This window comes from Cupriavidus oxalaticus, assembly GCF_038900635.1.
GTDB lineage: Bacteria > Pseudomonadota > Gammaproteobacteria > Burkholderiales > Burkholderiaceae > Cupriavidus > Cupriavidus oxalaticus_B.
This window is the reverse complement of record NZ_JAYMRX010000034.1, coordinates 1-15,725: the sequence shown is the minus strand read 5'-3', so window position 1 is coordinate 15,725 and position 15,725 is coordinate 1. Positions and strand designations below refer to the sequence as shown.

Annotated in this window: 15 protein-coding genes; 4 read left to right on the top strand and 11 right to left on the bottom strand. The window is 64.3% G+C overall.

Features of this window, described 5'->3' with window-relative positions:
- Nucleotides 1-5: 5 nt before the first annotated feature.
- The 5 genes from phnK to phnG are packed head-to-tail and all read right to left on the bottom strand — an operon-like array spanning nt 6 to nt 3,956.
- Nucleotides 6-782, bottom strand: a complete 777-nt coding sequence (gene phnK / locus VSR71_RS31970) for a phosphonate C-P lyase system protein PhnK (RefSeq protein ID WP_209776013.1) — start codon at nt 780-782, stop codon at nt 6-8.
- Nucleotides 779-1,681: an alpha-D-ribose 1-methylphosphonate 5-phosphate C-P-lyase PhnJ gene (locus VSR71_RS31965; protein WP_342917569.1), complete on the bottom strand. Its 903-nt coding sequence runs from the start codon at nt 1,679-1,681 to the stop codon at nt 779-781. Before VSR71_RS31965 ends, phnK begins: the two co-directional genes overlap by 4 nt.
- Nucleotides 1,678-2,826, bottom strand: a complete 1,149-nt coding sequence (locus VSR71_RS31960; protein WP_342917568.1) for a carbon-phosphorus lyase complex subunit PhnI — start codon at nt 2,824-2,826, stop codon at nt 1,678-1,680. The genes VSR71_RS31965 and VSR71_RS31960 overlap by 4 nt, the downstream gene beginning before the upstream one ends.
- 1 nt (nt 2,827) lies before the next feature.
- Nucleotides 2,828-3,454, bottom strand: a complete 627-nt coding sequence (phnH, locus tag VSR71_RS31955) for a phosphonate C-P lyase system protein PhnH (protein WP_342917567.1) — start codon at nt 3,452-3,454, stop codon at nt 2,828-2,830.
- 1 nt (nt 3,455) lies between these two features.
- A complete protein-coding gene (phnG, locus tag VSR71_RS31950; protein ID WP_342917566.1) occupies nt 3,456-3,956 on the bottom strand; it encodes a phosphonate C-P lyase system protein PhnG in 501 nt (166 codons plus the stop codon).
- Between the two features lie 173 nt (nt 3,957-4,129).
- Between phnG and phnF the strand changes: the two genes are divergently transcribed.
- The 4 genes from phnF to phnN all read left to right on the top strand — a co-directional run bounded on the left by phnF (nt 4,130) and on the right by phnN (nt 7,427).
- Nucleotides 4,130-4,864 (top strand): phosphonate metabolism transcriptional regulator PhnF, encoded by a 735-nt coding sequence (gene phnF / locus VSR71_RS31945; RefSeq protein WP_342917565.1) that lies wholly within the window; start codon nt 4,130-4,132, stop codon nt 4,862-4,864.
- A 69-nt stretch (nt 4,865-4,933) separates the two neighbouring features.
- A complete protein-coding gene (locus VSR71_RS31940) occupies nt 4,934-6,136 on the top strand; it encodes an alpha-D-ribose 1-methylphosphonate 5-triphosphate diphosphatase (RefSeq protein WP_342917564.1) in 1,203 nt (400 codons plus the stop codon).
- Entirely contained in the window at nt 6,133-6,855 is a 723-nt protein-coding gene (locus VSR71_RS31935; RefSeq protein ID WP_342917563.1) for a DUF1045 domain-containing protein, read from the top strand. The genes VSR71_RS31940 and VSR71_RS31935 overlap by 4 nt, the downstream gene beginning before the upstream one ends.
- Nucleotides 6,852-7,427: a phosphonate metabolism protein/1,5-bisphosphokinase (PRPP-forming) PhnN gene (gene phnN, locus VSR71_RS31930; RefSeq protein WP_342917562.1), complete on the top strand. Its 576-nt coding sequence runs from the start codon at nt 6,852-6,854 to the stop codon at nt 7,425-7,427. Before VSR71_RS31935 ends, phnN begins: the two co-directional genes overlap by 4 nt.
- A gap of 166 nt (nt 7,428-7,593) precedes the next feature.
- Here the strand turns inward: phnN and yiaA are convergent, their stop codons facing one another.
- From yiaA to VSR71_RS31900, 6 genes are all read right to left on the bottom strand, one after another.
- Nucleotides 7,594-8,064: an inner membrane protein YiaA gene (yiaA, locus tag VSR71_RS31925; protein ID WP_342917561.1), complete on the bottom strand. Its 471-nt coding sequence runs from the start codon at nt 8,062-8,064 to the stop codon at nt 7,594-7,596.
- 60 nt (nt 8,065-8,124) lie between these two features.
- Nucleotides 8,125-10,512, bottom strand: a complete 2,388-nt coding sequence (locus VSR71_RS31920) for a DUF2235 domain-containing protein (protein WP_342917560.1) — start codon at nt 10,510-10,512, stop codon at nt 8,125-8,127.
- The gene (locus tag VSR71_RS31915) at nt 10,509-11,435 is read right to left on the bottom strand and encodes a DUF3304 domain-containing protein (RefSeq protein ID WP_342917559.1); all 927 of its coding nucleotides are present in this window, start codon (nt 11,433-11,435) and stop codon (nt 10,509-10,511) included. Before VSR71_RS31915 ends, VSR71_RS31920 begins: the two co-directional genes overlap by 4 nt.
- 100 nt (nt 11,436-11,535) lie before the next feature.
- Complete coding sequence (locus tag VSR71_RS31910) at nt 11,536-12,147, bottom strand: DUF3304 domain-containing protein (RefSeq protein ID WP_342917558.1); 612 nt, start codon at nt 12,145-12,147, stop codon at nt 11,536-11,538.
- Nucleotides 12,134-13,009 (bottom strand): DUF4123 domain-containing protein, encoded by an 876-nt coding sequence (locus VSR71_RS31905; RefSeq protein ID WP_342917557.1) that lies wholly within the window; start codon nt 13,007-13,009, stop codon nt 12,134-12,136. The genes VSR71_RS31910 and VSR71_RS31905 overlap by 14 nt, the downstream gene beginning before the upstream one ends.
- Nucleotides 13,010-13,021: 12 nt before the next feature.
- Nucleotides 13,022-15,481 carry a type VI secretion system Vgr family protein gene (locus VSR71_RS31900; RefSeq protein ID WP_342917556.1) on the bottom strand — a complete coding sequence of 820 codons (2,460 nt, stop codon included), beginning with the start codon at nt 15,479-15,481 and terminating at the stop codon, nt 13,022-13,024.
- Nucleotides 15,482-15,725 lie beyond the last annotated feature (244 nt).

Sequence of the window (15,725 nt, the reverse complement as noted above, 5' to 3'; positions counted from 1 at the left end):
TGTCGTCAGCCTTGCAGGATGGAAGAGACCAGCAGCTGCGTGTAGGGGTGCTGCGGGTCGTCGAGGATCTGGTCGGTCAGGCCCTGCTCGACCACGCGGCCGCCCTGCATCACCAGCGTGCGGTGCGCCAGCAGGCGCGCGACGGCGAGGTCGTGCGTGACCAGCACGGCGGCCAGGCCGAGATCGGACACCAGCCGGCGCAGCAGGTCGAGCAGGCGCGCCTGCACCGAGACGTCGAGCGACGCGGTGGGCTCGTCCATGAATACCAGCCGCGGATGCGTGACCAGGTTGCGCGCGATCTGCAGGCGCTGCTGCATGCCGCCGGAGAACGTGCCGGGGACATCGTCGAGGCGGGCCAGGTCGATCTCCATTTTCTCCAGCCAGCTTCCGGCGACTTCGCGCAGGTTGCCGTAGTGGCGCTCGCCCACCGCCATCAAGCGCTCGGCGATATTGGCGCCGGCGCTGACCTGCATGCGCAGGCCGTCGCGGGCATGCTGGCGCACGAAGCCCCAGTCGGTGCGTGCCAGCAGCCGCATGCGTGCGCTCGACAGCGTGGCCAGGTCGGTCAGGCCGGATTCGCGCATGTCGTAGCTGACGCTGCCGCGCTGTGGCGGCGCCTGCATCGACAAAGCCTGCAGCAGCGTGCTCTTGCCCGAGCCGGATTCGCCGACCACGCACAGCACTTCGCCGGGATAGAGGTCGAAGCTGACGTCATGGCAGCCATGCAGGCCGTCCCAGGTGCGCGTCAGGTTGCGCACCGACAGCAGCGGGGTCGTGCTCATCGTGCACCTCCCGCGGCATGCTTGACCGCTTGCCCGGCCTGGCGGTCGGCGCAGTACTCGGTGTCGGAGCAGACGAACATGCGCGTGCCCGCATCGTCGGTGATGATCTCGTCCAGGTAGCTGTCGGTGGCGCCGCATTGCGCGCAGCAGCTTGTCCATTTCTCGACCGTGAACGGATGGTCGGCGAAATCCAGGCTCTTTACCGAGGTGTACGGCGGCACGGCATAGACGCGCTTCTCGCGCCCGGCGCCGAACAGCATCAGCGCGGGGCTGCGGTCGAGCTTGGGGTTGTCGAACTTGGGAATCGGCGAGGGCCGCATCATGTAGCGCTGGTTGACGATCACGGGATAGTCGTAGGTGGTGGCGATATGCCCGTGATGGGCAATGTCTTCATAGAGCTTCACGTGCATCGCGCCATACTCCGACAGCGCGTGCATGGTGCGGGTCTCGGTCTCGCTCGGCTCCAGCCAGCGCAGCGGCTCGGGGATCGGCACCTGGAACACCATGGTCTGGCCCGCGCGCAGCGGCGTTTCCGGAATGCGGTGGCGGGTCTGGATAATGGACGCCTCGCTGGTGCGCTCGGTGGTCTGCACGCCGGTCACGCGGCCGAAGAAGCGGCGGATATTGATGGCGTTGGTGGTGTCGTCGGAACCCTGGTCGATCACCTTGAGCATGTCGGGCTTGCCGATGATGGCGGCGGTGACCTGGATGCCACCCGTGCCCCAGCCATACGGCAGCGGCATTTCGCGGCTGCCGAACGGGACCTGGTAGCCGGGGATCGCCACGGCCTTGAGCAGCGCGCGGCGCAGCATGCGCTTGGTCGATTCGTCGAGGTAACCGAAGTTGTAGTGCTCGTCGCGGGCGATGCCCGTGGCGGCGGATGCGTTCGCTGCGGTCATGCCAGCGTCTCCTCTTGCGGCTGGGACTGTGGATGCGATGCGGGTTGCGACCCGGTGGGCGCCGCGGCGGCGTTCGTGCCTTCCTGTTCGCCGCGCAGGCGGCGCAGCAGTTCCAGGTTGGCCTGGAAGTCCACGTAGTGCGGCAGCTTCAGGTGCTGCACGAAGCCGGAGGCCTCGACGTTGTCGCTGTGGTACAGCATGAATTCGATATCGTTGGCCGGGGCGTCGGCGGCCTCGCCCAGTTCGGCGGCGCGCATGGCGCGGTCGGTCAGCGCCATCGACATGGCCTTGCGCTCGTTGTAGCCAAACACCAGGCCGTAGCCACGCGTGAAGCGCGGCGCTTCCTCGGCGTTGCCGGTGAACTGGCTGACCATCTGGCATTCGGTCAGCTCGATTTCGCCGATCGTCACGGCGAAGCCGAGTTCTTCGACGAACAGCTCGACCTCGGCGCTGCCATAGCGGATCTCCGCCGCGAACGGATGCGAGTTGCCATAGCCGCGCTGCGTCGAATAGCCCATCGACAGCAGGAAGCCTTCATCGGCGCGCGCCAGGTTCTGCAGGCGCGCGGCGCGGCTGGCCGGAAAGGTCAGCGGCTCTCGCGTCAGGTCGGGCGGGGCGGGGTCGCCGGCGGGGATCTCGTCGGCTTCGACCAGTTGCTCCGCCTCCAGCAGGCCGGTCACGCGTGGCATGGTGGCGGGCAGCGGCTCGGCCGAAGGCGGCAGCGGTGCAGGATCGCGGCCGGCTTCGAGCGAAAAGTCCAGCAGGCGCTGCGTGTAGTCGTAGGTCGGCCCTAGAACCTGCCCGCCGGGGACGTCCTTGAACGTCGACGAAATCCGGCGCTGCAGGCGCATCGCGCCGGTGTCGACCGGCACGGTATAGCCAAAACGCGCCAGCGTGGTCCGGTACGCGCGCAGCAGGAACACTGCCTCGATCTGGTCGCCGGCGGCCTGCTTCAGCGCCAGCGCGGCCAGGTGCGGGTCGTACAGCGAGCCCTCGGCCATCACGCGCGACACGGCCAGCGGCATCTGCTCGCGGATCTGCGCCAGCGTCAGCTCGGGCAGCGCCGTGTCGCCGCGGCGGTAGGCGTCGAGCATCTGATAGGAATTCAGGATGGCGCGTTCGCCACCTTTGACGGCTACATACATGTCAGGCCTCCATCTGCGTGGTGCGCGTCAGCGCGCAGAACCGGTCGCCGCTGGCGAGCAGCAGGTCGACGCCCAGCGGAAAGCCGGCGTTGTTGGCGCGCCAGGCGCCGCGGAAGTCGGCCGGCAGGCCGGCCACGCGCAGTGTCTGGGTGTGTTCGATACCGGGACCGCGCAGCGTGAAGATTTCGCCGTCGTCGAGCGAGGCGGCTTCCACCAGCAGCGTGGCCGAACGATCCGGGAACGCGGGCTCGCCTTGCGCGCACTCGGCCAGTGCCGGCATGGCGTGGCCGGCGGGCACGCACACAAAGGTGGCGGCGCGGAGGTCGTCGGTCAGCGGGCAGCCGCAGTGGAAGCGCAGGAAAGCGCGCGCGGCGGCTGGCACGCCCGCAGGCAGCCAAACCGGGGTGTCGGGATCGGCCAGCGTCAGCAGCAGCGCGGCAAGCGCCGGCGACAGGCCGTCAGGCAGGCCGGTGGTCGCCGGCAGGGACTGGACTTGTCCGGGATGGGCAAAGGCGTGCAGCGTGGCGCGGAACACCTGCTGGGCGTCGTCGACCGGATTGTCGAAGCCCGGCACCAGCGAAGTGGCGGCGGACAGCATCGGGGTGGCGGATGTCTTGGTGGAAATCATGTCAGTCCTCTCCCCGGACCATGGTGAAGAACTCCACGCGCGTCTGCGCGGCGGTAGCGGCCTGCTGGGCCGCGCGTGCGGCATGGGCATCGGCAAGCGGCGCCAGCACGGCGTCGTGCACGCGCTGGTGCCAGGCCGGGCGCTGCAGCAGCGCGTCCAGCACCGCCGCCTGCTGCGCGTGCTGCGTGCTGCGGCCCTGCACATAGGCGACGCCTACCGTGCCGCCGGCAGCGCCGTCTTCCAGCACGATGGCGCAGCGCGTGACCGTGATTTCGCCGAGGTTGAACTGCGCTCCGGTGCCGCCGGCACGCGCGCGCACCATCGCCATGCCGGATTCCGGCTTGCGCAGCAGGCGCCACGCGGGCAGGGCCGCTGCCTGGCCCAGCCGGGCATAGGCAGCATCGAGCGCCTCGGTTGGCGCCATCGCCAATACCCGCAGCCACGCAGCGCGGGCCGGGTTCGTATCGGTCATTGCCGGACCGGCGGTTTCGCTTTGCATCATCACCCCTATACGTCTATACGTTTAGATGTCACAACGTGAACACGCCGCTACTAGACCACAGGCAGATGAACGTTTCGTGACGCTGCCCGGTATTACTCGGGCTCCGTGCCATGCCGGCATAACTCGGGCACAATCGCATGGCAACAATGAACGCTTGATGACAAGAGGGCAGGATGTCTGATCGGGAAGTAGAACGGGGTTCCGGCGTGGCGGTGTGGCGCCAGATCGGCGAGGCGCTGGCGGAGGACATCCGCAACAAGCTGTACCAGCCCGGCGAGCAGCTGCCGCCGGAGCCGGAGCTGGCGACGCGCTTTGCCGTGAACCGGCACACCATCCGGCGCGCCATGGGCGAACTGGAGCTGAGCGGACTGGTGCGCATCGAGCAGGGCCGCGGCACCTTCGTGCAGGAGCATGCGATCGACTACGCGATCGGGCGGCGCACGCGCTTTTCGCAGAACCTGGCCGCGCAAGGCATGCGCGGGCATACGGAGATCATTGGCTGCCAGGAACTGCGCGCGCCGGAGATCGCACGCCACCTGGGCCTGGCGCGCACTGCGCCGGTGCTGCACGTGCAGATGCTCGGACGGGCCGAGGCTCGCACCATCGACGTTGCCGAGCACTATTTCGATCCGAAGCGCTTTCCCGGCATCGACGAAGTGTTGCGCGCACAGCAGTCGGTGTCGCGCGCGCTCGCGCAGTTCGGCATCGCGGACTACACCCGCAAGTGGTCGCGCATTACCGCCGCGATGCCGAGCGCGCCGGTGGCACGGCTGCTGAACCAGCCCAAGACGCGCCCGGTACTGCAGGTGGAGGCGCTCAACGTCGATATTGACGGCGTGCCGGTGCAGTACAGCGTGACCCGCTTTGCGGGGGATTGGGTGCAGCTGACGGTTTCGGACAGCGACTGACGTTGCACGGACGCCGCGCGCATTGGTCTAGACATCTGCTTGTCATTTGCCGGCGCTAACGTCCGGTCCATGCATACGATCATTCCTTCCCAAGCGCCGCAGCTGAGCGGCATCACGGGGCGCCGCGTGCTTGGTGCAGCGGGCCTGGGGCCGGCTACGATAGGCTGGCGCGATGGCACTGTTGCCCAGCATGCGCCTGCATCCGGCTTATGGCTCGACGCGGGCGACCTGCTGGTGCTGCCCGGCATCGTCGATATCCATGGCGACGCTTTCGAGCGCGCCGTCATGCCGCGCCCGGGCGTCAGTTTCCCCTACGCGGGGGCGCTGCTCGACGTGGACCGGCAGCTGCTGGCAAACGGCATCACCACCGAGTTCCATGGCGTGACCCTCTCGTGGGAGGGCGGGCTGCGCGGCGAAGCGTATGCGCTGCGCATGTTCGACGCGCTCGCCCAGCTGCGCCCCATGCTTGGCGCCGAGCACAAGGTGCATCTGCGCTTCGAGGCATTCCACCTTGCCGGCGTCGATACCGCGCTGGCCTGGATCGCCGATGGGCGCATTGGCCTGCTCGCCATCAACGACCACTTGCCGATGATGGCGCGCCGCATGGCCGACGAAGGCAAGCTGCGGCAATACGCCGAACGCGCCGAGTGCGATGTCGAGACCTTTCGCCGGCGCCTGCGTGCGGCCAGCGCCAATGCGCAGGAAGTGCCGGAGGCAATGGCGCACCTGATCGCCGCCGCGCGCGCGGCCGGGCTGCCGGTGGCTTCGCATGACGACCCGGACGTGGCCACGCGCCAGCACTATCACCGCCGCGGCTGCCGTATCGCCGAGTTTCCGCTGACCATCGACGCCGCCACGCTGGCACGCCAGCTGGGCGACGACATCGTATTCGGCGCGCCCAACGTGGTGCGCGGCACCAGCCACACCGGCGCGCCCAATGCAACCGAGATGGTGGCCGCCGGCTTGTGCACGGTGCTGGCTTCCGACTACTACTACCCGGCGCCGCTGCAGGCAGCGCTGCGCCTGGCGCAGTTGGGCGTGCTCGATCTGCAGGGTGCGTGGCACCTCGTGTCGCGCAATCCCGCGCGTGCCGCCGGACTGCGCGACCGTGGCACGCTGGCAGCGGGCCTGCGCGCCGACGCGATCCTGGTCGACGACAGGCAGCCCGGCGCGCCGCGCGTCTGCGCCACCATCGTCAATGGCGAACTGAAGCATGCCGCGGCGATGCCGTCGCTGGTCGATCTTGCCGACGCCGGTACACTGGCGGCATGACCATGCTTGCACACCGTTACGCGATTTACCTGGCGCCGGGCGAGCCATTCCGTTCCTTCGGCAGCCAGTGGCTTGGCCGAGATGCCGATACCGGTGCGGCCATGCCCATGCCGTCCGGATTCACGGCGCCGCCCTCCGAGTGGGTGCGGGCGCCGGCCCACTATGGCCTGCATGCCACGCTGAAGCCGCCGCTCAGGCTTGCCGAGGGCACCGACGGCGCGCAGCTCGACGCCGCCGCCCGTGCTTTTGCGCGGGGCCGCGAGGCGTTCGACGCGCCGCTGGCGTTGCGCTCGCTGCGTGGTTTTGTTGCATGGTGCCTGGCCGAAGCGTCACCGCCGATGCAGGCCTTGGCCGATGCCAGCGTGGTGGCATTTGAGCGCTTCCGGGCGCCGCCGGCCCCGGCTGAACTGGCACGACGCAGGCCGGAGCAGCTGAGCGCGGCACAGCGCCGGATGCTCGATGCCTGGGGCTATCCGTACGTGTTCGAGACCTTTGTCTTCCACGTCACGTTGACCGGCATGCTCGATGCAGCCAGCGAGGCGGCCGCGCTGGCACGGCTGTCGGCGGAGGGCGGCAAGCTGCTGGAGACACCGCTGCATGTCGATGGCATCAGCGTGTTCGTACAGCCGCAGGCTGGCGACGACTTTATCGTCGGGCGCCACTATGGCTTCGATGGCAGGATCAACGATGGCGCCGGTGCGGCGTACCTGGACGCATGAGTACGGGAATCAAGACTGACGGCAGTGGGCTGTTCTACGTAATGGGGCCGTCCGGCAGCGGCAAGGATTCGCTGCTGCGTGCGCTGAGAGAGCGGTTGGGTCCCGACGATCGCGTCGTGGTGGCGCATCGCTATATCACGCGGGAAGCCGATGCCAACGAAGCATCGGTGGCTCTGACTCCCGATGAATTCCAGCGCCGCCAGGCGCTTGGATGCCTGGCGCTGAACTGGCACAGCCATGGGCTGCACTATGGCATCGGGGTAGAGATCGAGCAGTGGCTGGCTGCAGGCCTGACGGTGATCGTCAATGGGTCGCGGGAGTACCTGCCGCAGGCGGTGGCGCGATATCCGAAGCTTTGCGCTATCCATGTACGGGTCAAGCCGGAAGTGCTGGCTGCGCGCCTGCGTCAGCGTGGGCGCGAGTCAGAAGACGCGATCGCGCGGCGGCTGGTGCGGGCGGGGCAGGCGTTCGATGTTCCGGATGGATGCTTGTTGGTGGAGATTGATAACAGTGGGGCGTTGCGGGCGTCGGCGGATGTTCTGGCGCGGGTGGTGGGGGTTGGGGAGGTGTAGTTTGTCATCGGGTCGCTGTCGCCCTTGCCGAAGGCCTCAAGGCGACCCTTGGCAATGCCCTTGCTGGCAAGGTATTCGCTCACCGCACCACGCGTTCTTCGGATAGCGCCCCATTGGACGTCTGGCGGGTGTTCTTGATGGGGGGCGCCCTTGTCCGGCGATGCGGTCATGCATCGTCCACCTGACCAGGACCGTCGTCGGCAATGCGCGTCGCATCGGCGTTGAAAGCCATCGGCCTGCCGGCTTGGAGGTCGCGGGTGTTCTTCTGCACAGCGATGGCACCGAACATGGCGAGCGCGAACGACATGGCATAGAAGCCCTTCTCGCTCAGGGCCAGCGTGGCATTGAAGAGTCCCACGCACAGCAGCAGCACCGACAGCAGCACGGACAGCCAACTCAAACCGTAGTAAATGCCTGTGACCGGAATGCCTTCCAGTTTGTCGCGCACGGATTTCTGAACGGAAACGGCGGCAAATAAGCCATAGACCAGCACGGTGAAGTAATAGCCCTTTTCATTGAGTTGCATGCCTGCATTGAACAAGCCCGCCAGGAAGGCAAGAAAGCCGGCCAGCAGGGCGGCCCAGGAGGCAGCTACAAAAGCGAAGGAAGGTTGTTGTGCGGAATGATTGAGCTTCATTTTGCGATAGCACGAGGATGGAGGAAGTTGAAAGGTGCCGTTTCGTTACGACGATGCCATTCATAGTCGCGGCATCGGGAATCCCGACGGAATGACTTTCTCGATGGCCTTCGTGGCTTGGTCGATGACCGCACCCCGGACAGCATCCGCTGCGCGACCGGCTGCGTTACCAACTGTCCGAATTGCCCTGTCTTTGGCGGCATCGACTTCGCGCTCGACGGCCCGGGCGGTATCCTGCAGTGTGTCCAGCACGCCTTTCACCTTCATGCCGAGATGCCGGACGGCCTTGCCGTCGCCGACAAAGAATGTCCGAGCCCACCCGTAGCCGCCCGGTGCATACTCATGGAAGTTGGGTACGCGGAACCAGGCACGACTGTCGTGGACATAGTTGTCGAACAACTCGATGGCCGCCTTCTCGCGCGAGGCAAAGTCGTCCACGGCCTTGGCGGATGTCGTGGCCTTCAGGTATGGAATCATCTCCGGCGCCGGCTCCACCAATATGTCATCCACGGGCGAATAGCCGCGCACCGCAGCGCTTTTCGTCAACATATCGCCGTCGACCAACACGAGCAACTTTGAGTCCGTGCTTGGACGCTCTGCGCGGGAAATTGCCAGGGATTGGAAACCATTGGCGACCTGTTCCACTGTCTCGATGGGTGAAAAGGCCGGCCTGACCAAAAGTTGCTTCCGCACATTCAAGCTGGGCTGGAGTTCGGGGTGCAGGCATCCCAATAGCAACTGGAATTCCTCCGCAGCCTCCAGCAGGTCGGTGCGGTCATTGGTGGCCAGTTCGTCGGCCCCTTCTCCAGGGCGGCAGTCGGCCGGGCTCTTGCCGAGCGACTGCGCCATCAGTTCCTTCTCTCGCTCAGCGATGGCGGCATCGTTCGCTGCAATTCTGGCTTCCAGTGCGCGGCGCTCGATGAAATCCGCCATCGTCTGCGAAGTCGATTGGGAAAACATGGCGCGGTCCTTGAGTCGATGGACTTGAAGCTTTAGCTGGATGTTGTCCTGTTCCAGCTTCTGGATGACGGGATCGTCCTTCTTTGCCTTGTCAACCTCCTTGCGCAATTGCTGTGGCGTCTTGCTGTCCTCGCGCTTGCTGGCTGGGTCCGCACAATAGCGATAGAACTGCTGATTGGTCACATACGTGCCGGTGTGCCAGCGTGCGCGCAGGGTGCGCCACTGCAAGCTCTGGCGCAGGCCAAATTCGAGGGCTTTCTCGACGCTGTCGATGGCCGGCAGCTTGGCGCGCCAGTCGTTGAAGGCCTTGGCGACGGCGGGGTCGATACTGAAGTCAGCCTTAACCAGATCAGGCATCCGGCCTTCTTCATCCTTGGCATCCAAGGCGTATAGTGGTACACCTGCCTTCAATGCCTCGATGTACATGTCGTGCAGCGGGATCTTGCCCAGCCGGTGACCCTCGCCCTTGACCGACTTGCCCTGGTCGCCCGGCGCGTAGCTGCCGCCCACATCAGAATGCACGCCGGGATAGGGCACTTCCAGCATCTTGCTCGCATCTGCCGGGTAGCTCGGCCCCTTCCGGATGGAATCCAGCGGGAAGCTCATGCGCTGCTCGTGCATGGAGAAGAAGTGCACGCATTTCCGAACCTGGGTGGGTATGTTCAGGGTACCGCCACCTGCTGCCCAGAAATGCCCGTCGAAGTATTCGAGATTCACGGCGGATTGGAACGACTCGGGCGGCCCGACCGAGGCGACGGTATCGAACAGGCCCATGAAATTGACTTCATAGTCGATCTTTTCCGCAAGCTTCCCGCCCTTGGCCCAATGGTTGATCAGCTTGCTGACGAACACCCGCGCACCTGCCGCGCCACGCGAGAAGCCGAACACGTTGACGTAGGCTTTCTTGACCAGGCGGTTGCGCTGGCACTGGCGAACCAGCGAGTCGTGCAGGCTGCCAAGGTGCTTCTCCTTGGTGGTAAGCAAATTAGCGCCGAGATTCCAGTCAAGCTTCGTGCAAATCCTGGCAGCTTCGTCGTCCTTGATGAGTCCCTTGTCGTCGCCCGGAACCATCGCTTCGTGCACGGCGTTCAGCACGCGGGTGTAGCCCCACGCGCAGCGCTTGGCAAAGCCCGCGGCAAAGCCCTTCCCCCAACTGTCATAGGTCGCCTCGCCCAGCTCAGGGAATGGCGTGCCGACCCCGGCAATGTAATAGCTGTAGATGCCTTTCAGGGGACGAGGCGGGCAGGCATTGAACAGGCGTGCCACGTTGGTATGGGTCTTGTGGGTCGAGTCCCGCCAGCGAGCAGGGGTCTTCGCGTCGTCGTTGTTGTTGGTGCCGTCGAAGAACAGATTGATGTGGATGGTCTGCTCACAGGAACCACGGGGGTCGCTTACCTGGGTCTTGCCGTTCTCGTAGACGCGCGGTCCCTCGGGCAGGCGCCCCTTGTCGGTCTCAGGCATGGCATTGGGCAGCCGGAAAACGCTCATCGATATCTCCCCTTCATTTCCTCTGTCAAGGCGTCGTCACGTACGCCTTGAGCGACGTAGGGATCGTTATCCTCAGGCTTGGCTTTGACGGAATTGTGGCCATTCGCATTGCCATCTTTGACCATCACCTTGACACGATCTCCCGGCAGGAAGATTGCATAGAAGCCATAGGTATCCGGACCATACTCCGGTACGGTGACCGTTGCCCGCATTACTGCCAAGCCGTTTTGAATGTCGTTGTCATAGGGCGAGCGATCTAGCTCCCATTCGATTTCCAACTTAGTATCGGGCTTCCATGGCTGAGGGATGCCGATGCAGCATCGCTCGCCCGCTGCACCGGGTCCCTCCTTGCCGGCCCGGTTCATATTGCCGCCGCCGCCATTCATGCCACGCGGACCGGAAACGCGGAAACTGTGGATGTAGTTCGGCGAGTAGTTCAGGCCGCGCACGCCACCCCCATAGATTTTTTCTTCGCCTGCCCCACCAGCGGCATTGGCCGACCGATCAGTCCGCGACTCCCCCGAGCATGCGGAAAGCGCCCCCAGCGCCCCGAGCAACACCAGTGTGGTGAGCCAGCAAGTGGCGGACTTCCGCATCAAGCAACTTGTTCGCATCGTTCTGCTCCATTTGTTGAGCGGCTTGCCTGGCGAGCACGCGATTCCATACGTAGTCCGGGATTTCCGCCATGCGGGCGCTGAAGGTGCCGCCGTCGTGCATGCGCCGCTCCAGTGCACTGCGCACCTCGGGGCCCTGATCGAAGTCGGCGCCATACCGATACGAGTATTGGCAGTACCCAACTGGTCGGCGGGCTCGGTGAGCTCCCAGACCGCGACCCGCCTGTAACGCTCAATGAAATCCAGGAAGCGTGACTGGTAGGGGCCGTCGCCAGGCACGATGCCGTCATCAATCAGGCCCTCCAGCATTTCGTCCGGCTCGCAGTGCGCCACGAAGGGTAGGTGCGCGGTCCCTCGGGCAGGCGCCCCTTGCCGGTCTCAGGCATGGCATTGGGCAGGCGGAATACACTCATTGTTGAAACCTCTTCAGTGCCTGCTTGGTCAGGGTCTCGTCACGTACCCCTTGGGCGATGAACGGATCACCGTCAACAGGACGGATATTGAGGTCATTTCTGCCATTCGCATTGCCATCACCCACAATGACTTTCACACGATCTCCCGGCAGGAAGATCGCCCAAAACCCTGATGTGTGCGGTCCGTACTCCGGTACGGTGACCGTTGCGGTGAGCACGGCAAGGCCGCTTCTGTCCTTGTAATCAAAGGGCTTGCGGTCGCGCTCCCACTCAATGTGCAGTTGCGTGTTGGGTTTCCATGGCTGGGGAATCCCGATGCAGCATCTTTCACCTGCTTCGCCTGGCCCGTCCTTTGTGGCGCGGCTCATATTGCCGCCCCCTCCGTTCATTCCTCGTGGACCGGTGACGTAATAGCTGTAGATCGCATCGGACGAATAGTTCAGGCCGCGAGTGCCGCCGCCGTAGATTTTTTCCTCGCCGCCCCCGCCAGCGGCATGGGCCGACAAATCCGCCTGAGACTCGCCCGAGCAAGCCGAAAGCGCCCCGAGCAGCGCCAGTGTGGTAAGCCATACCGAAGCGCGCTTCGGTATCAAGCTACTGGTTCTCATCGTTTTTCTCCGTCTGTTTATCCGCCTGCCTGGCGAGCACGCGATTCCATACGTAGTCCGGGATTTCCGCCATGCGGGCGCTGAAGGTGCCGCCGTCGCGCATGCGCCGCTCCAGTGCACTGCGCACCTCGGGGTCCTGATCGAAGTCGGCGCCATACCGATACGAGTATTGGCAGTACCCAACGCGGTCGGCGGGTTCGGTGAGCTGCCAGACCGCCAAACGCTTGTAACGCTCAATGAAATCCAGGAAGCGTCGCAGGTAAAGGCCGTCGCCAGGCACGATCCCGTCTTCGATCAGGCCCGCCAGCATTTCGTCCGGCTCGCAGTGCGCCACGAAGGCATCGACCCGCTGCTGAGTGAGCGCGATGGCGACCGGTGCCGTCTGGAATTCATTCCCGTTCGGCGGTCCATCCAGACGCTTCCATTCGGATTCGCGACCACGATACTTCCATTGCCGGATGGGGGCCATCAGCTTGCGTGTCGTGTCGTCGCCCCACAGCGCCATGACCGTGCTCAGGTTGCGCGGATCGAAATAGCGCACCAGGACGTTCAGCCCATCGCCGAGATCGGCTACGAGGAACTGCCGCAAGTGAGTGGCGAGCGCGTCGATGCCGACACGGCTCCAGAGCAGTGTCATGCAGGGTGCCAACTGGTCCAGTGCGTCGAGCTTGGCAAGCCATGGTTCGTCGGCATTCGCGATGTGTGCCAGGAACAGTGAAGCGTCGCCGGCATCTTCTTCGGGCAGCCCGGCAAACACGTTGCGGTGCTCCGTCGCTTCGCGCACCAGGTCACCAATGAGCAATGGGTGCTGCGCACCATCGGCAAGCGCATAGATGTGGACAGGGTTTCGTTCGGTAGTCATCGCGGCTCCCGGTCAGCGCAGTAGCAGGCCGGTGTTGCGCCTGGCGGCCTTTAGCAGGCACTCCAGGCATACCTGCCTTGTCGCGAGTTCCGTGGGGATGCTGTTCGGCCCCGTCAAGAGCTTGCTGGCGGCATGGACGGTGAACGTGCCGTTGGTGCCATGCTCTATGTTGCCGTCCAGCCGCAAGTAGCTGCCGCCGCCTGCCAGTAACAGCTTCTGCTTCGCCTGAATGGTGATTTCGTCGGCGGTTAGCGTGATCTTGAGCTTCGCCAGCAGGTTGATATTGTCTTTCAGCGCTTGCAGGTCGATATCGCCCATGTTGGCGACCAGCTTCATGCCGGCCTCATAGGCGAACAGGCGCAGGGCCTTGCGCACGCTGGCAAAGAAGCCGCCGCCAGTAGCGACCGACAGGTGTTCCCCAGTGGTGAGCGCGGTGTCGCCGCCGCTGGCGATATGGGTCGAGCCGGCGGCGGTGGATACGATGCCGGCAGGGCTTGCCGATACCAGGTGCGGAGCGGTGAACTCCTTCAGCTCGCCGCCGCCCTTGACTTGTTCGGCCTGCACCTCCAGTTTGCGGGCGACGTTGGACTGCTCGCCGTCCTGGGCCTTGGCCTCGGCGGCCTTCTCGCCCAGGTTGGCGGCGATGTCCTGGGCCTTTTCGAGCAATTGCACGACATCGCGCACGTTCATAGCGTTGCCCTGGGCGCTCAGGCGCGAGAAGGTGGTGACGAGCAGGCCAAGTGCGGCGCGTACCGCCCCATGCGCGTCAGTGCGCAGCTCGAAGCCTTCGCCGCGCTTGTCCTTGCGGCCTTCGACATTCGGTACCCGCACGTTATGGCCAAGCGCGAGCAGACTGTTCTTGTGGTCAGACGCGAGCTGTACCTGCTGCTGGGCCTGCGTGTCATCAAACAGCAAATGGTTGCGCCCATGTGCGTAGTGTTCTTTGCTGGCATAACCCGAAAGCGCGTGTTGGCTCGGCAGTGACCACGGGGGCGAGTTGATCTGGTTGTTTGCCGGTCCAACGATATAGGGCCGATCCGGATCGCCGCCGACGAAGCCGACAATCACTTCCTGGCCAATGCGCGGCACGAACTGCGAGCCGAACTGCTCGCCCGATGCCGCTTCCGCAGTGCGCAGGTAGACAGAGCTGTTCTCGTTGGCTTGTCCTTTGCGGTCCCATGGGAAATGCACCTTGACCCGTCCCATGTCGTCGCACCAGATCTCCTGGTTATCCGGGCCGACCACGCGGGCCATGAGCGTGCCATGAACAGAAGGCTTCTCCACCAGTTCAGGGCGCAGCAGTTCGCTACTGGGCTGTGCCTCAAATTCCACCTCACAATGCCAGCGTCGATCAGCCCCCGCGCGTTCGCCCACGTCCTCGATCAGCAAGCGCGTGGCATAGACCACGTACTCCCGGTTTGCCTTCTTTCGCAGGAAGCGGGCCAGGGTGAATCTGCACCCGGGTACCAGTGCCCTGACATTGCCTGCGCCACGCACGCGCAAGCCATGCTGGCGAATGGCCTCCATCCGGATGCGTCCCAGCATGTCACCTTCCTTCCAGGGATCATTGCCGGTTTTGGGCTGGGAGTAGTCGCCCGGCCATTCGTAGACCTCCTGATCGGCGTGGCTCGTCTTGCGGGGATCGGCTAACGAAACCGTGAGATCGGCGCGGGGTTTTCCGTGGTCGTAATCGACATGGGTGTACTTGCCCGCGACGAGGCGGTCGATCACCTCGAACTGGTGTAGGTGTTCCTCGTCCATCCTGTCCGACGAGGGATACCAGCTAATGGCGTGGTAAGCCGGCGAGGTGAAATTGCGAAACGCGCCGTTGCCATCGGTCAAGACCATACGATGATGGCCATCCGAGTGCTCGAAGAAGAACGAGATTCCCCATTCCGCCAGGATGCGACGCACGAACTGATAGTCCGACTCACCATACTGGACCTGATATTCGCGCATCGGGTATTGTGGGCCGACCGCGCCAATTAGGCGGTTTTCAACAGGGAATGTATATTCGGACAGCACCTCCTGGGCGATTTCCACCACATTCTTGCGCTGGAAAATTCGGTAGTCCTTGTTGAGTGAGGCCAGATAAAGCCAGGGGCGCAGCGTCACGCGATACAGAAGCTTGTCGTCCACAGGAATCGGGCCGTGAATCTCGGTGACGATGCCGGAAATCTCGCGCGTGCCACGGCCAAAGCCTCCATCCAGTCCCAGGCCCTTGCCGTCCAATTCAATCTCGATGGTTAGTTCCTTGCCCTGCATGGACTCCAGGTCAAGGTCCGCAGCTGGACCGTGCAGCAGGTTGCGCGAGTCCGGCGTCCTCAGTTCGAGTTCATACCGGAACAGGCCGTTGATGCCTTCGGTGCCCGACAGCTTGGAAAACACCAATGCAGGCTGGCCAAAGATCTTCGGTATGCCCGGGCCGGAGACGCGCACGGTGCGTGAGTGGAACGCCAAACGACTACCCATGGGAACGGCTCCTTGGCAGGCAACAGGCAACAGGCAATGGGAACTGGCGGCACGGATTGTCACAATGCCACCGCAGGCGCAATGCGCGTCAAGTTGGCATATATTCCACAAAATGGCCTAAGGATGGTGTTCAAAACTCATGCGACTTCGGGTACGCATGAAGAATGTTTCCAGCGACAATGGGCGCATGAAACAAACTGACCTTGGCCTGGACCTGAGCAATCGCCGCACGCGCAAGCGCGTG

Excerpts from the sequence above, each read along its gene's own strand:
- phnN (WP_342917562.1), top strand. The coding sequence starts at position 6,852 with ATGAGTACGGGAATCAAGACTGACGGCAGTGGGCTGTTCTACGTAATG.
- VSR71_RS31900 (WP_342917556.1), bottom strand. The coding sequence starts at position 15,481 with ATGGGTAGTCGTTTGGCGTTCCACTCACGCACCGTGCGCGTCTCCGGC.
- phnK (WP_209776013.1), bottom strand. The coding sequence starts at position 782 with ATGAGCACGACCCCGCTGCTGTCGGTGCGCAACCTGACGCGCACCTGG.
- yiaA (WP_342917561.1), bottom strand. The coding sequence starts at position 8,064 with ATGAAGCTCAATCATTCCGCACAACAACCTTCCTTCGCTTTTGTAGCT.
- VSR71_RS31910 (WP_342917558.1), bottom strand. The coding sequence starts at position 12,147 with ATGAGAACCAGTAGCTTGATACCGAAGCGCGCTTCGGTATGGCTTACC.
- phnH (WP_342917567.1), bottom strand. The coding sequence starts at position 3,454 with ATGATTTCCACCAAGACATCCGCCACCCCGATGCTGTCCGCCGCCACT.
- phnG (WP_342917566.1), bottom strand. The coding sequence starts at position 3,956 with ATGATGCAAAGCGAAACCGCCGGTCCGGCAATGACCGATACGAACCCG.
- VSR71_RS31915 (WP_342917559.1), bottom strand. The coding sequence starts at position 11,435 with ATGCTGGAGGGCCTGATTGATGACGGCATCGTGCCTGGCGACGGCCCC.
- VSR71_RS31905 (WP_342917557.1), bottom strand. The coding sequence starts at position 13,009 with ATGACTACCGAACGAAACCCTGTCCACATCTATGCGCTTGCCGATGGT.
- VSR71_RS31965 (WP_342917569.1), bottom strand. The coding sequence starts at position 1,681 with ATGACCGCAGCGAACGCATCCGCCGCCACGGGCATCGCCCGCGACGAG.
- phnF (WP_342917565.1), top strand. The coding sequence starts at position 4,130 with ATGTCTGATCGGGAAGTAGAACGGGGTTCCGGCGTGGCGGTGTGGCGC.
- VSR71_RS31935 (WP_342917563.1), top strand. The coding sequence starts at position 6,133 with ATGACCATGCTTGCACACCGTTACGCGATTTACCTGGCGCCGGGCGAG.
- VSR71_RS31960 (WP_342917568.1), bottom strand. The coding sequence starts at position 2,826 with ATGTATGTAGCCGTCAAAGGTGGCGAACGCGCCATCCTGAATTCCTAT.
- VSR71_RS31940 (WP_342917564.1), top strand. The coding sequence starts at position 4,934 with ATGCATACGATCATTCCTTCCCAAGCGCCGCAGCTGAGCGGCATCACG.
- VSR71_RS31920 (WP_342917560.1), bottom strand. The coding sequence starts at position 10,512 with ATGAGCGTTTTCCGGCTGCCCAATGCCATGCCTGAGACCGACAAGGGG.